This window comes from Methylobacterium nigriterrae (assembly GCF_037106235.1).
Taxonomy (GTDB): Bacteria; Pseudomonadota; Alphaproteobacteria; order Rhizobiales; family Beijerinckiaceae; genus Methylobacterium; species Methylobacterium nigriterrae.
Window position 1 is genome coordinate 1 of the sequence record NZ_JBAWTG010000128.1, and the last position, 13,065, is coordinate 13,065.

Sequence of the window (13,065 nt, forward strand, 5' to 3'; positions counted from 1 at the left end):
ACGCGTTCGCGTGGTTTCCGCGGCGTCCCGCGTCACCCTGGCGCGACACGCTCCGGCCATGTCCCCGGCGCCGAAGGCGCGCGGGGCCGTTCCCGCGCGCGCGGGCGCCCCTTGCGCGGCCGGCCGGGGACGGGGCAAAGCGGAGCCGGCGGCGCGCCGGCATTGCTCGGGCGCGGCCGGCCCTTATCTCGTCCGGGCGGGGCCTTGCTCACCGGGCGGGGCCTTGCCCACCGGGCGGGGCCTTGCCCACCGGGCGGGGCCTTGCCCAGACGTCATGTCGAGGAGTTCACGATGCCGAAGGCGATCCGGATCCAGGAATACGGCGGCCCCGAGGTCATGACATACGAGGACGTGCCGCTGGCCGAGCCCGGGCCCGGCCAGATCCGGGTGCGGCAGCGGGCGATCGGCGTCAACTTCATCGACATCTACTTCCGCTCCGGCGCCTACAAGGCCGCGCAGCTGCCCTTCACGCCCGGCAAGGAGGGGGCCGGCGAGGTGACGGCGGTGGGCGAGGGCGTGACCGGCTTCCGGATCGGCGACCGCGTCGCCTACGGCTCGGCCGAGGGCACCTACGCGGAGGAGCCGGTCATCGCCGCGAGCGCCGCCGTGCACGTGCCGGAGGGCGTCGACGACGCCACCGCGGCGGCCATGATGCTCAAGGGCCTCACCGCCGAGTACCTGCTGCACCGGGTCTACCGGGTGAAGCCCGGCGACACGATCCTGTTCCACGCGGCCGCCGGCGGCGTCGGCCTGATCGCCTGCCAGTGGGCCAGGCACCTCGGCGCCACGGTGATCGGCACGGTGGGCAGTCAGGAGAAGGCGGAGCTCGCCCGGGCCCACGGCTGCGACCACGTCATCCTCTACCGCGACGAGGACTTCGCCAAGCGGGTGCGCGAGATCACCGACGGCCGGGGCGTGCCGGTCGTCTACGACGGCGTCGGCAAGGCGACCTTCCCGGGCTCCCTCGACTGCCTGTCGCCGCTCGGCACCTTCGTGAGCTTCGGCTCGTCCTCGGGCTCGATCGACGCCTTCGACATCGGCATCCTCGCCCAGAAGGGCTCTCTCTACGCGATCCGCCCGACCCTCTTCACCTTCTCGAGCCAGCGCCCGGTGCTCGACGCCATGGCCGAGAATCTGTTCGGCGCGGTCCGGAGCGGGGCCGTGAAGATCCCGGTCCATGCCCGGTACCGGCTCGCGGAGGCGCAGCAGGTGCACCGCGACCTCGCCGGGCGCCAGACCACGGGCTCGACCGTGATGGTCCCCTGACACCGGGATCACAGGATGGGATGATCCGGGGATCGCGGGATCCCCGGATCCGCCGAGCCCGGGAGGCCGGCTTGCACCTCGCGCCCGACGACGTGCTCCTCGTCATCGACGTGCAGGTCGATTTCCTGCCCGGCGGGCGGCTTCCCGTGCCGGGGGGCGACGCCGTGGTCGCGCCGATCAACCGGCTGATCGCCCGCTTCCCCCACGTCGTCGTCACCCAGGACTGGCACACGCCGGGCCACGCCTCCTTCGCGGGGAGCCATCCGGGCCGGGCGCCCTTCGAGACGGTCGACCTCGCCTACGGCCCGCAGGTGCTCTGGCCGGAGCATTGCGTGCAGGGCACGGCAGGCGCCGCGCTCGCCCCCGGCCTCGAGGCCACCCGGGCCGAGCTCCTGATCCGCAAGGGCCACGCGCCCGGCGTCGACAGCTACTCGGCCTTCCTGGAGGCCGACCGCGCGACCCGCACGGGGCTTGCCGGCTACCTGCGGGAGCGGGGCCTGAGGCGGCTCTTCCTGTGCGGCCTCGCCACGGATTTCTGCGTGCTCTGGAGCGCGCTCGACGCGCGGGAGGCGGGCTTCGAGGCCTACGTGGTGGAGGACGCGGTGCGGGGCATCGACCGGGAGGGCTCGCTCGATCGGGCCTGGGCCCGGATGGAGGCCGCCGGCGTGCGCCGGGTCGCGAGCGCCGGGATCATCGCGAGCGCCGGGATCACCGGATCCTAGGATCGCGGGATACCCGGATCCCGGGAGAGGCGGACCGACGCAGCCTCCGGATCGGGCGCGCCCGGCCCGCGTTGGTCGGGGAGAGCAACCCGGACCGAGCGACCCCGACAAGGAGCCCGCATGTCGACGAAACACGCCAAGACGGACCGCCCGACCGATGCCGACCTGAAGGGCAACCCGGGCATCGGCAGCTCGAAGGGCATGACGATATCGGGCGGGGACCCGGAGGACCTCGAGGCCGACTCGACCTTCGAGGGCGACGTCGAGAACGAGACCACGCCGGAGGGCGGGATCGATCCGAACCACCGGCCGCGCAAGAACCGGTAGAAGCCGATCTGCCGGTGACGGGATGATGCGCGCATCCCGCCCGCTTCCTCGGCTGCCCGCGAGCGGCAGCCCCCAGGACGAGCGTCGGGCGGGAGAAGGCGAGCGGCGGCCCCTACGCCACCGTGCCGTGCAGGTCGTAGGCGTCGGCGCCCTCGATCCTCACCGTGACGATGTCGCCCGGCCGCACCGGGCGGCGGAAGGCGACGTGCACCGTCCCGTCGATCTCCGGGGCGTCGTACTTCGTGCGTCCCCGCGCGACGGTCGGGCCCGCCTCGTCGATGATGACGGGCAGGCGCTTGCCGATCCTGGCCTTCTGCAGGCGCAGCGACACGGCCTGCTGCGTCTCCATGAAGCGGCGCTTGCGCTCGGCCTTCACCTCGGGCGGGATCAGCTCGGCCACGTCGTTGGCGGCCGCCCCCCGCACGGGCTCGTATTCGAAGCAGCCGACCCGCTCGAGCCTTGCCTCCCGGATCCAGGCCAGAAGCTCCTCGAACTCGGCCTCGGTCTCGCCGGGGAAGCCCACGATGAAGGTCGAGCGGATGGCGAGGTCCGGGCAGGCCTCGCGCCAGCGGCGGATGCGCTCCAACTGCTTCTCTTGGTTGCCGGGCCGGCGCATGCGCTTCAGCACGGACGGGCTCGCGTGCTGGAGCGGCATGTCGAGGTAGGGCAGGACCCTGCCCTCGGCCATCAGGGGGATGACCTCGTCCACATGGGGGTAGGGGTAGACGTAGTGGAGCCGCACCCAGGCGCCGAGATCGCCGAGCTCCCGGGCGAGGTCGGAGAAGCGGGCGCGCACCGTGCGGTCGCGCCAGGGGCTCTCGGCGTAGCGCGTGTCGACGCCGTAGGCGCTCGTGTCCTGCGAGACCACGAGGAGCTCCTTCACGCCCGCCTTCACGAGCTTCTCGGCCTCCCGCAGCACGTCGCCGGCCGGGCGGCTGACGAGGTCCCCGCGCAGCGAGGGGATGATGCAGAACGTGCAGCGGTTGTTGCAGCCCTCCGAGATCTTCAGATAGGCGTAGTGCCGCGGCGTCAGCTTCACGCCCTGCGGCGGGACCAGGTCGAGGAAGGGGTCGTGGGCCGGCGGCACCGCCTCGTGGACGGCTGCCACCACCGACTCATAGGCCTGCGGCCCGGTCACGGCGAGGAGGTTCGGGTACCGGTCGCGGATCTCGTCGGGCTGCGCGCCCATGCAGCCGGTCACGATGACCCGGCCGTTCTCGGCCATGGCCTGCCCGATCGCGTCGAGCGACTCGGCCTTGGCCGAGTCGAGGAAGCCGCAGGTGTTGACGATGACGACGTCCGCCCCGTCGTGGCGGCGCGACAGCTCGTAGCCCTCCGCCCGCAGATGCGTGAGGATGCGCTCGGAATCCACGAGCGCCTTCGGGCAGCCGAGTGACACGAAGGAGATGCGCGGGGCGCTGGCCTTCGGGGAGGGGGATGCGGTCATGGCGGCTCGCGCGGCGCGGATCGCCGCAGGGATCGGGCGCATACCGGCCCGGCCGTGACGATCGCGAGGATCTTTCGGGATTCGGCGCGTCCTATAGCGGGATTGCGGCGCCGAGGCGAGCCTCGGGCAGGCAGGCGGGCCCCGATCCGGACGCAGGGCCGGCCGCAAGCTTTGCCGTGCCGCCCCAGGGCTTTGGCGCCGGCCTCCGCAGCACCACATGAGGGCGGGACCCGCGAGCGATGCGCCGCCGGCAGGCCGCTCCCGCGGCGAGCGGCGCGATGCCGGCTTTCCCCGCGGCATCGCCTGTGCGAGGCGTAGGCGCGGGGAGGGGCGGGCAGCAGGGCCGGCCGGAAGCGCCGTTCCCCGCGAAGGCGAGCCGCGATAGACCCGGACGATCATGTGGACCCGTGAGATCCCGTTCATCGATGCCATCGCGGCGGCCGAGCGGCTGGCGCGCCTGCCCGGCCTCGCCTTCCTCGACAGCGCGATGCATCACGACACGCTCGGGCGCGGCTCGACGGTGGCGGCCGACCCCTTCGCGCGCTTCCGCTACCGCGACGGCGGGGCGAGCCTCGACGGGAGGCCGCTGCCGGGCGGCCCGATCGAGGCCCTGCGCGCCTGCCTGGCGCCCTACCGGCTCGCTCCCGACCCCGATGCCCCCTTCCCCGGCGGCGCGATCGGCTACCTCGCCTACGATCTCGGCCAGTCGCTCGAGCGCGTCGCCGTCCCGCCCCGGCGCGCCGGCCTGACCGACGACATCGCCGTCAACCTCTACGACACGGTCCTGGCGATCGACCACGAATCCGGCACCTGCCGCCTCGTCGCCACCGGCTTCCCGGAGACCGAGCCCGCGGCCCGCCAGGCGCGGGCCGAGGCGCGGCTTTCCGCCTTCGCGCGCCTCCTCGCATCCCCGGCCGAGCCGGGCCCGGCTCGGCAGCATGCGGCACCGCTTGCCTGGCGCTCGAACTTCGACCGGCAAGCCTATGAAGCGGCCGTGGAAAAGGTGCGCGACTACATCCGGGCCGGCGACATCTACCAGGCGAACATCGCCCAGCGCTTCTCGGCCGCGCTGCCGCCGGGCTTCGACCCCTTCGCGCTCTACCACCGCCTGCGGGAGACGAACCCCGCGACCTTCGGCGCCTATCTGGCCTTCGAGGGCCTCACGGTCGCCTCGAGCTCGCCCGAGCGCTTCCTGAAGCTCGACGGCCGCCAGGTCGAGACGCGTCCGATCAAGGGCACGGTGCGGCGCGTGGCCGACCCGGAGGCCGACCGGGCGCTGGCGGCTGCGCTCCAGGCGACCCCGAAGGAGCGGGCCGAGAACATCATGATCGTGGATCTCCTGCGCAACGACCTCTCGCGCATCTGCGAGCCGCACAGCGTCACCGTGCCGGTGCTCTGCGGCCTGGAATCCTACGCCTCGGTCCACCATCTCGTCTCGGTGGTCACCGGGACGCTGCGGGAGGGCATGGACGCCCTCGACCTGATCGCCGCGACCTTCCCGGGCGGCTCGATCACCGGAGCGCCGAAGCTCAGGGCCATGGACATCATCACCGAGATCGAGGGCGACGCGCGCGAGCTCTATTGCGGCGCGATCGGCCGGATCGGCTTCGACGGGTCTCTCGACACCGCGATCGCGATCCGGACCGTGTTCATGAACGGGCGCGAGGCCGTGCTGCAGGCGGGCGGCGGCGTGACGCTCCTGTCCGATCCGGCCTCGGAATACGAGGAGACCCTGACCAAGGCCGCCCGCGTCTTCGAGGCCTTCGAGGGCGCGCCATGATCCTCGTCATCGACAATTACGATTCCTTCGTCTTCAACGTGGTCCGCTACCTCGAGGAGCTCGGCCAGACGGTCCGCGTCGTGCGCAACGACGCTCTCGACGTCGCCGGCATCCGGGCGCTGGCGCCGGAGGCGGTGGTGATCTCGCCCGGCCCCTGCACCCCGGCGGAAGCCGGGATCTCCCTGCCGGCGATCCGGGAATTGTCGGGCGAGGTGCCGATCCTCGGGGTCTGCCTCGGGCACCAGGCCATCGGCGCGGCCTTCGGCGGCCGGGTCGAGCGGGCTCTGCGCCCGCTCCACGGGCAGGCGACGCCGGTGACGCACGCGGGCAGGGCGCTCTTTGCCGGCCTGCCGGCCCCGATGCAGGTCGGGCGCTACCACTCCCTCATCGTCGCGCCCCAGCCAGGGATGGAGCGCCGGCTCTCGGTCGACGCGGTCTCGGCCGAGGGCGAGGTGATGGCCCTGTCCCACCGGGAGCATCCGACCTACGGCATCCAGTTCCACCCGGAATCGGTGCTGACCGAGAACGGGCACGCCCTGTTCGACAATTTCCTCGGCCTCGCCCGGCGCTGGCGCGCGGGGCAGGGGCGGATCTCGCGAGAGGCTGCCCGCGATGCTGTGGCTTGACGGGCAGCTCGTCGAGGGCGGCCCGGTCCCCTTCGACCTCGGCGACCGCGGCCTGCTTCTCGGCGACGGCGTCTTCGACACCGCCCTCGCCCTGAACGGGCGCGTCGCCTTCGCGGCCGCCCACCGGGACCGCCTCGTCGCGGCCGCCGCGAGCCTCGGCTTCGCGGTCGCACCGGAGCGGATCGAGGAGGCCATGCAGGCGCTCGCGGAGCGCTTCGCGCGGGCCGCGATCCGCACCACGGTCACCCGCGGCCCGGGCCCGCGCGGCCTCAGGCCGCCCTCCGACCCGCGCCCCGTCGTGTTCGCCGGGGCGGCGCCGTCACCGGCCGGCCTTGCGGGCGCTCCCTTGCGGCTCCTGCCGGCGGAGATCCGCCGCAACGAGACTTCCCCGGCCTCGCGCCTGAAGACGCTCGGCTACCTCGACGCGGTCCTGGCTGCCCGCGCGGCCGCCGCGGAGGGGTTCGACGAGGCCCTGTTCCGCAACACGCGCGGCGCCGTGGCCTGCGCCGGCACCGGCAACCTGTTCGCGATCCTCGGGCGGGACCTCGTGACGCCGCCACTCGCCGACGGCGTGCTGCCCGGGATCGTGCGCGCCGAGGTCCTGCGCCTCGCTCCCGCCTGCGGGTTGGCGGGCCAGGAGCGGTCCCTGCCGCTCGCCGAGTGGCTGCGGGCCGACGCCGTGCTCCTGACGAACTCCCTGCGGCTCCTCGCCCCCGTCGCGGCCATCGGCGCAACGAGCTTCGACAGCGCCCGCCACCCGGCCGTCTTGCAGCTCGCGACGGCGCTCCGCGAGCGGATCGCGGCGGATTGCGGCGTTCCGGCCGGCGCGGTCGCGTGACGGGGCAGGGCCCCCGAATCTGGCTGCGCCGCGCCCTGATCCTGCTCTACGGGCTCGTCGGCTCGGTCCATGTCTGGTCGCCCGGCACGCTCATGCCGATCATGCCGGGCTGGGTCCCCGAGCCGCGCCTCGTCATCCTGGCCACCGGATTCTGCGAGATCGCGGGCGCTCTCGCCCTGATGCTGCCGCGGCTTCGGCGCGCGGCGGGTCTCGGGCTCGCGCTCTACGCGATCTGCGTCGTCCCGGCCAACGTCAAGCAGGCGCTCGAGGGCATCCACGTGGCGGGCCTGCCGGATTCCTGGTGGTATCACGGCCCCCGCCTCGCCTTTCAGCCGGTGCTCGTCTGGGTGGCGCTCTACGCGTCCGGGTGGATGGACTGGCCGATCCGAAGGCGTGGGGAGGCCTGAGCGCCGATTTTCAGGTGGCCGCGTCCCCGATGGCGCGGCTCGGCGAAGATGCACGGATCAGCCCCGAACGGCGCGGGACGAGCCGCGAAGCGGGCCAGGATTTGCAATCAAGCTTACAACTTTCGCGAGTTATTCCCGGCTCTGATCCCTGCATGACGCCGGTCGGCGAAGTCGAGCTCGAGGGTCCGGGAATCGTCGCTACGCACCACGATCCGATATCATCCTGCAATCGTGACGGGCGGGTACAACTTCAGCGTTTCGCGGCAATGTCATCGCGGCGTAGCGCGAAGTCTGATACAGTCGAAGACATGCCGAAGCGTCGCGATACCGGCCGATCGGACGAGAGGAAACGCCCCGCGGACAATCCGCCCGAGCAGGCGGATGTCGAGCGGGCGATCGAGCTCGTGCTCAACCGTCTTCGGCCCAAGACCCGCTTCGCGCCGAAGCCGCGCCGTTTGCCGAAATCGGACGCCATGTCGGCCCCTGAAGCGAAGCCTGTCGGCACCCTTCGGGCCTGATGGCCCGGTCGGCTGCCGTCCTACGCCGTCCGCTCGGCACGCTTCACCGCGAGCCAGGCCGCCTCCATCGCGTCGAGCTCGGTCTGAGCCAGATCGAGGCCCTCGGCCTCGAGCCGAGCCGCCATGGTGGCGAAGCGGCGCTCGAATTTGCGGTTGCCGTGCCTGAGCGCGGCTTCCGGGTCGACCCCGGCATGGCGGGCGAGATTGGCGACCGAGAACAGGAGGTCGCCGATCTCCTCGGCCAGAGCCACCGGTTCGCCCACTCGGAGAGCCTCCGCCACTTCGTCGGTCTCCTCGCGGACTTTGGCGACGACCTCGCGGGCGTTCGGCCAGTCGAAGCCGTAGGCCGCCGCCGTCCGGGAAATCTTCTCGGCTCGGGTTAAGGCGGGCAGGGCATGGGCGATTCCCCCGAGCGGGTCTCCCCCTTCCCGGCGATCCGCGGCGCGGGCCCGCCGCTCGCCGGCCTTGATCGATTCCCAGAGCGCCTCGATCTCCGCCGGGTCGCGCGGCCGGACCGCGTCGGCGAGCGGCCGTCCGCTCGCGTCGAACACGTGCGGGTGCCGGCGGATCAGCTTGGCAGCGATCGCCCGCGCCACGTCGTCGAACGTGAAGGCACCGGCCTCTTCCGCCATCCTGGCATGGAACACGACCTGGAGCAGCAGGTCGCCGAGCTCCTCCTTGAGATCCGTCATGTCGCTGCGCTCGATGGCATCGGCGACCTCATAGGCCTCCTCCAGCGTGTAGGGGACGATGCTGGCAAAGGTCTGCGCGACGTCCCAGGCGCAGCCGTCGACGGGATCGCGGAGATCTCGCATCAGGCGCAGGAGGGTCTCGATCGGCGCTTCGGTCTGCGTCTCGGCCATGCCCTGGGATCTCTTCGAACGGGTCGCGGCAGCGGGAATCCTGGTGGGCATAGCGCCTTCCGAGCAGGAAGGCATCGGGGCTTTTCGAGAAGAGGGGCTGGGGAGAAGCGCGGTTTATTCCCTTCTTTCCCATTGGACAAATCTCGATCGACCGAGGTGTTCTGAATGGCGAACGCCTCGGCGCGCGCTTAGGAAAGCTATCAGAAGGGATTCTCAGAGAGTCAGTTCTGCAAGTTATAGGGGAGGGGCAAAATCGCTGCACCGGCAGAGAGATGGGTGTGATCCGCGCATCCGACTCTGCGTCGCCGCGCATGCAACTCTGCGTGAGAGCGTATCGAGATCTGCGTGCCGATCCGGGCTGGGCGCATCGGATTCGGCGTCGCCGCGCATCGGATTCGGCGCGATTCCGCGGGCCTGGCGGTGCACAGCGGGGACAAGTCCGGAGATTGCCCGCGTATGCGACTCTGCGTGGGCCGGTCCGGGCGTATCGGACTCTGCGCGGCGGGCCCCGCCCCCGCATCCGGGGAGAAGCGTGGATTGCCGGGATAAGCCGCGGGCCCCGCGAGACTCGCGGGGGGCGAATCGTGCGATGGAGGGGGCCGGCGCGCGCAATCGCGCCTCGGTACGGACCACCGGCGGTTGCGGGAGCGCGCGGGCGAGGCGATGGGGATCGAGGACAGACTGGCCGGCATCCGCGACGCCGACCTCCTGGCGGAGGTCGAGGCGGCGCGCGGCGGCTTCCTGTTCGGCGCCATCGTCGAGCACATCCTGCATCGCCAGCGCGAGCGCGACGCCGAGCGGGCGGCGAGCGGCGCCGCGGCCGACCGGCGCGCCGCCATGGGCCGCGACCAGCGCCGCCGCGACGCCGTCCGGGAGGTCATCGAGAACGAGCCGACGGCGCCCGAGAACCTGCAGCACATCCACTCGGTGCTCGCCCTGTGCGGCCTGCCCTACCGGGACCCGGGCGAGACCCGGGAGTTCTTCCGCGAGTACGGCCGCAACACGCTGAGCATCCTGGCCGGGCGCCTCAAGAGCCCGCTCACGGGCGAGATGGAGCCGCAGGGGCTGCCCTACGGCCCGAAGGCGCGCCTGGTGCTGCTGCACCTCTGCACCGAGGCCGTGCGCCAGAGGAGCCCCACCGTCGCGGTCGCCGACAGCCTCTCGGGCTTCATGCGCGAGATGGGCTTCGCGGTGACGGGGGGCGAGCGCGGCACCATCCGGCAGTTCAAGGAGCAGCTCAACCGGCTCGCCGCCTGCACCCTGCAGATCGGCCTCTGGGACGGGGAATCGCGCGCCAGCACCCTCAACGTGCCCCCCTTCCGCAGCCTCGACCTCTGGCGCGGCAACGGCGCCGAGGGCGTGGCCTGGTCGAAGACCGTGCAGTTCCACCAGGATTTCTACGACAACCTGATCCGGCACGCGCTGCCCGTCGACATCCGGGCGGCGCGGGCCTTCTCGGGCTCGGCGCGCAAGCTCGACCTGCTGTTCTGGGTCGGCTACCGGCTGCGGGCCCTGCACCGCCCGCTGCGGCTCACCTGGGACAACCTCCACGGGCAGTTCGGGGCCGAGAACGGCAGCATCCGCAGCTTCCGGCAGGCCTTCAAGGCGGATGTGGCCCACCTCGTCGAGGTCTTCCCGAAGCTGCCGCTCAGCCTCGACGACAACGGCATGCTGCTGCTGCCCGCCGATCCCGGCGCGCTGCTGGTGCCGCCGCGCCAGGGCAAGGCACAGGGCAAGATACAGGGAAAGGAGCAGGGAAAGCCGGCCCGTTCCCTGGCTTCCCCCCGTTGAACAAACCATGAAATTGCGTCGCGACGAGTCCACGGGATTTCATCATTATCCCTGTATTCCCAAGGCGAACGGAAGACCGGGTCTTCCCAAGGGCGGGGCGGACCGCTAGACCGGTCATTCCCTGAGTCGAAGGGAATACAGGAGGCGCCCGGATGGTCCCGTCGGAAGCCGAGATCGAGGCGCGGCTGGCCGAGCTGCGCCGCCAGCGCGACGCGCTCGACCGCTCGATCGCCGACCACGTGCTCTATCTCGAGCTCGGCCGCCGCCTGCGGGCGGAGCGCGCGCCGGAACCGGCGGCCGTCCCTTCGGCCCCCACCCCTTCGCCCCCGGGCTGGCCTGGGGCCATCGGCGGAGCCCGCCCAGGGCCGCGGGCGGAGGCCGGCCTCCCGGTCCAAGACGCGCCGCTCCAAGACCCGCCGCATCCCCCGCCGCATTCGTCGCCCTCGCCGCGGCCCGCCCCGGCCGCCGGCCTGCCGGTGCCGCCCGTCCCCTTCGAGGAGGATCCGGTGGCGGCGCGGCGCTACGGCCGGGCCGTGATCGAGGCGGCGCTCGGGGTGCTGGAGGAGGCGGGGCGCCCGCTCCACGCCGGCGAGATCCTGGCGCGGCTCGCCCGCCAGGGCTTCACCCTGCCGGGGCAGGACCCGGTGGCGGCCCTCAACACCCGCCTGTGGAAGCGCTCCGGCCCCGGCGGCCCGGTCCGCCGGATGGGGGACGCCGTCTACGCGCTGGCCGAGGGCTGAGAGCCGGTTGCCGCGGCAACCGCCGCTTAAGGCGGGCAGGCTAGTCTCGGGCGTCGCCCCACGCGACCGAGAAGGCAGGCTCCCCCGCGCCATGAGGCACGCTCCGGACACGATCGCCGAGGCCAGGTCCCCCGGTCTCCAGGCAAGGCTGCTCGACCAGGCCGCCCGGCTCGTCCGGATGGGGGCCTGGGAGTGCGACCTCGCGGACGAGCGGCTGACCTGGACGGAGGGCGTCTACGACCTGTTCGGCCTCGCGCCCGGCGACGCCCTCAAGCGCTCGGCGATCGCGGACCGCTATCTCGGCGCCTCGCGGATCGAGATGGAGACCGTGCGGGCCGAGGCGATCCGGAGCGGCCGCGGCTTCGTGCTCGACAGCCGGATCCGGACCTTCCGCGGGGAGGAGCGCTGGATCCGGATCTCGGCGGAGGTGGCCTGCGAGGCGGGCCGGCCGGTGCGCCTGTTCGGGGCCAAGCAGGACGTGACGGCCGAGCGGGAGGCCCTCGCCCGGCTGCGGGAGCGCGCCGACACCGATCCGCTGACGGGCCTCGCCAATCGCGGCCTGTTCGATGCGCGCTGCCGCGAGCTCGCCGGGGCCGGGCCCTGCGCCCTGGTGCTGATCGACCTCGACCATTTCAAGCGGATCAACGACCGCCACGGCCACGCCGCGGGCGATGCCTGCCTGCGCGAGGCCGGATCGCGGCTCCGGCAGGCCTTCCCGGAGGCCGCCCTCGTCGCCCGGATCGGCGGGGACGAGTTCGCGGTGCTCGTCGGGGCCCCGCTCGGCCGGGCGGGGCTCGCCGCGCGCCTCGCGCGCGCCGTCCGCGCGCTCGGCCGCCCCGTCTTCTGGGACGGCACCCGCCTGGAGACCGGCGCCTCGATCGGCGCGGCGCTGGCCGGCGGGCCGGCTCGCCGGCGCGCCGCGACGCCCTCGGCGCTGTTTGCCGAGGCCGACGCCGCCCTCTACGCCGCCAAGGCCGCCGGCCGGAACGCGGTGCGGATCTTCGGCGAGCCCGAGCCGGACCTCCGCGCCGGGCTGACGGGCTGAGACGGCCTCCGCTCGATCCCTTCGGCGCCGGTGCGGGGTCTTAGCCCTCGACCTCGTCCCGAGGTGCCGCAGCGCAGCGGAGGCCTCGAAGGAGGTTCCAGGGAGCGCAGGGGCCGCTGGCGCGGCGCCTCCGGATGAGGTCGAGGCTGGCACCGTCAGCGCCGCACCGAAGGGATCGCCCGGCGACGGTATGAGGCGGTCTCCGGCAACGGCGCGGGCAGTCCGCCGCCGCTCCCGCACGGGCGAGGCGCGCCCGATCGGGACCGGCCCGGGGACGATCGCGGGGCCGGGCGGGCTGTCGGGGCTTGCGGGAATGAGTCTTGGGATGCGTCTCGGGATGGGCCTTGGGCGGTCCGGCGGCGCGGGTGAGCGAAGCTCCCTCTCCCGTGCCGTCGGACCCGGGCTCCGGAAGCCGGCGACGCCTCGGAGCCCCGGACGCATTGAAGGCCCGGACCCCGCCCGATGGCCAGACGGGCAAAGGGCGTAGGCGCCGGGTCGAAAGGGGGAGGGCGCCGCAGGCCCGCGTGACGGTTCGGTGACGGCGACCATCGGCCAGCCTGTGGCCCCGCGGTGACGGCCCGCGCGGCCGAATCGGCCTAGGCTGTGGTGAGGATTTAACTATCTGAGCCAGATGCTGATGGCTGCGAGGGTGACGAATCCTATGAAGTTGAGGAGCAGCTTGTCGTAGCGGGTTG

General features: G+C 72.8%; 13 protein-coding genes. 11 read left to right on the forward strand and 2 right to left on the reverse strand.

Annotation, left to right across the window (positions count from 1 at the left end; all coding sequences use genetic code 11):
* The first annotated feature begins 291 nt into the window (after positions 1-291).
* The 3 genes from WDW90_RS30385 to WDW90_RS30395 all read left to right on the forward strand — a co-directional run bounded on the left by WDW90_RS30385 (position 292) and on the right by WDW90_RS30395 (position 2,315).
* A complete protein-coding gene (locus WDW90_RS30385; RefSeq protein ID WP_336491235.1) occupies positions 292-1,266 on the forward strand; it encodes a quinone oxidoreductase family protein in 975 nt (324 codons plus the stop codon).
* A 71-nt stretch (positions 1,267-1,337) separates the two neighbouring features.
* On the forward strand, positions 1,338-1,988 hold the full coding sequence (locus WDW90_RS30390) for a nicotinamidase (RefSeq protein WP_336491236.1): 651 nt from the start codon (positions 1,338-1,340) through the stop codon (positions 1,986-1,988).
* A gap of 120 nt (positions 1,989-2,108) precedes the next feature.
* Entirely contained in the window at positions 2,109-2,315 is a 207-nt protein-coding gene (locus WDW90_RS30395) for a hypothetical protein (protein WP_336491237.1), read from the forward strand.
* Between the two features lie 112 nt (positions 2,316-2,427).
* Here the strand turns inward: WDW90_RS30395 and rimO are convergent, their stop codons facing one another.
* On the reverse strand, positions 2,428-3,762 hold the full coding sequence (rimO, locus tag WDW90_RS30400) for a 30S ribosomal protein S12 methylthiotransferase RimO (RefSeq protein ID WP_336491238.1): 1,335 nt from the start codon (positions 3,760-3,762) through the stop codon (positions 2,428-2,430).
* A gap of 397 nt (positions 3,763-4,159) precedes the next feature.
* Between rimO and pabB the strand changes: the two genes are divergently transcribed.
* From pabB to WDW90_RS30425, 5 genes are read left to right on the forward strand one after another with little or no spacing between them, the layout of a single operon-like run.
* Positions 4,160-5,542, forward strand: a complete 1,383-nt coding sequence (pabB, locus tag WDW90_RS30405; RefSeq protein ID WP_336491239.1) for an aminodeoxychorismate synthase component I — start codon at positions 4,160-4,162, stop codon at positions 5,540-5,542.
* Positions 5,539-6,168, forward strand: coding sequence for an anthranilate synthase component II (locus WDW90_RS30410; RefSeq protein WP_336491241.1), 630 nt, complete (start codon positions 5,539-5,541; stop codon positions 6,166-6,168). Before pabB ends, WDW90_RS30410 begins: the two co-directional genes overlap by 4 nt.
* Complete coding sequence (locus tag WDW90_RS30415) at positions 6,155-7,006, forward strand: aminotransferase class IV (protein WP_336491242.1); 852 nt, start codon at positions 6,155-6,157, stop codon at positions 7,004-7,006. Before WDW90_RS30410 ends, WDW90_RS30415 begins: the two co-directional genes overlap by 14 nt.
* Entirely contained in the window at positions 7,003-7,413 is a 411-nt protein-coding gene (locus tag WDW90_RS30420; RefSeq protein ID WP_336491243.1) for a DoxX family protein, read from the forward strand. The genes WDW90_RS30415 and WDW90_RS30420 overlap by 4 nt, the downstream gene beginning before the upstream one ends.
* A 29-nt stretch (positions 7,414-7,442) precedes the next feature.
* Complete coding sequence (locus tag WDW90_RS30425) at positions 7,443-7,931, forward strand: hypothetical protein (protein WP_336491244.1); 489 nt, start codon at positions 7,443-7,445, stop codon at positions 7,929-7,931.
* A 20-nt stretch (positions 7,932-7,951) separates the two neighbouring features.
* On the opposite strand, the gene mazG is transcribed toward WDW90_RS30425, so the two are convergent.
* Complete coding sequence (mazG, locus tag WDW90_RS30430) at positions 7,952-8,794, reverse strand: nucleoside triphosphate pyrophosphohydrolase (RefSeq protein WP_336491245.1); 843 nt, start codon at positions 8,792-8,794, stop codon at positions 7,952-7,954.
* A gap of 663 nt (positions 8,795-9,457) precedes the next feature.
* Between mazG and WDW90_RS30435 the strand changes: the two genes are divergently transcribed.
* The 3 genes from WDW90_RS30435 (at position 9,458) to WDW90_RS30445 (ending at position 12,370) form a co-directional block, all read left to right on the forward strand.
* Positions 9,458-10,585: a replication protein RepA gene (locus WDW90_RS30435; RefSeq protein ID WP_336491249.1), complete on the forward strand. Its 1,128-nt coding sequence runs from the start codon at positions 9,458-9,460 to the stop codon at positions 10,583-10,585.
* 152 nt (positions 10,586-10,737) lie between these two features.
* Positions 10,738-11,325, forward strand: coding sequence for a winged helix-turn-helix domain-containing protein (locus WDW90_RS30440; RefSeq protein ID WP_336491247.1), 588 nt, complete (start codon positions 10,738-10,740; stop codon positions 11,323-11,325).
* Between the two features lie 91 nt (positions 11,326-11,416).
* Complete coding sequence (locus tag WDW90_RS30445) at positions 11,417-12,370, forward strand: GGDEF domain-containing protein (RefSeq protein WP_336491248.1); 954 nt, start codon at positions 11,417-11,419, stop codon at positions 12,368-12,370.
* The last annotated feature ends 695 nt before the right edge of the window (positions 12,371-13,065 follow it).

Excerpts from the sequence above, each read along its gene's own strand:
- WDW90_RS30385 (WP_336491235.1), top strand. The coding sequence starts at position 292 with ATGCCGAAGGCGATCCGGATCCAGGAATACGGCGGCCCCGAGGTCATG.
- WDW90_RS30395 (WP_336491237.1), top strand. The coding sequence starts at position 2,109 with ATGTCGACGAAACACGCCAAGACGGACCGCCCGACCGATGCCGACCTG.
- rimO (WP_336491238.1), bottom strand. The coding sequence starts at position 3,762 with ATGACCGCATCCCCCTCCCCGAAGGCCAGCGCCCCGCGCATCTCCTTC.
- pabB (WP_336491239.1), top strand. The coding sequence starts at position 4,160 with ATGTGGACCCGTGAGATCCCGTTCATCGATGCCATCGCGGCGGCCGAG.
- WDW90_RS30410 (WP_336491241.1), top strand. The coding sequence starts at position 5,539 with ATGATCCTCGTCATCGACAATTACGATTCCTTCGTCTTCAACGTGGTC.
- WDW90_RS30415 (WP_336491242.1), top strand. The coding sequence starts at position 6,155 with ATGCTGTGGCTTGACGGGCAGCTCGTCGAGGGCGGCCCGGTCCCCTTC.
- WDW90_RS30425 (WP_336491244.1), top strand. The coding sequence starts at position 7,443 with ATGGCGCGGCTCGGCGAAGATGCACGGATCAGCCCCGAACGGCGCGGG.
- mazG (WP_336491245.1), bottom strand. The coding sequence starts at position 8,794 with ATGGCCGAGACGCAGACCGAAGCGCCGATCGAGACCCTCCTGCGCCTG.
- WDW90_RS30435 (WP_336491249.1), top strand. The coding sequence starts at position 9,458 with ATGGGGATCGAGGACAGACTGGCCGGCATCCGCGACGCCGACCTCCTG.
- WDW90_RS30440 (WP_336491247.1), top strand. The coding sequence starts at position 10,738 with ATGGTCCCGTCGGAAGCCGAGATCGAGGCGCGGCTGGCCGAGCTGCGC.
- WDW90_RS30445 (WP_336491248.1), top strand. The coding sequence starts at position 11,417 with ATGAGGCACGCTCCGGACACGATCGCCGAGGCCAGGTCCCCCGGTCTC.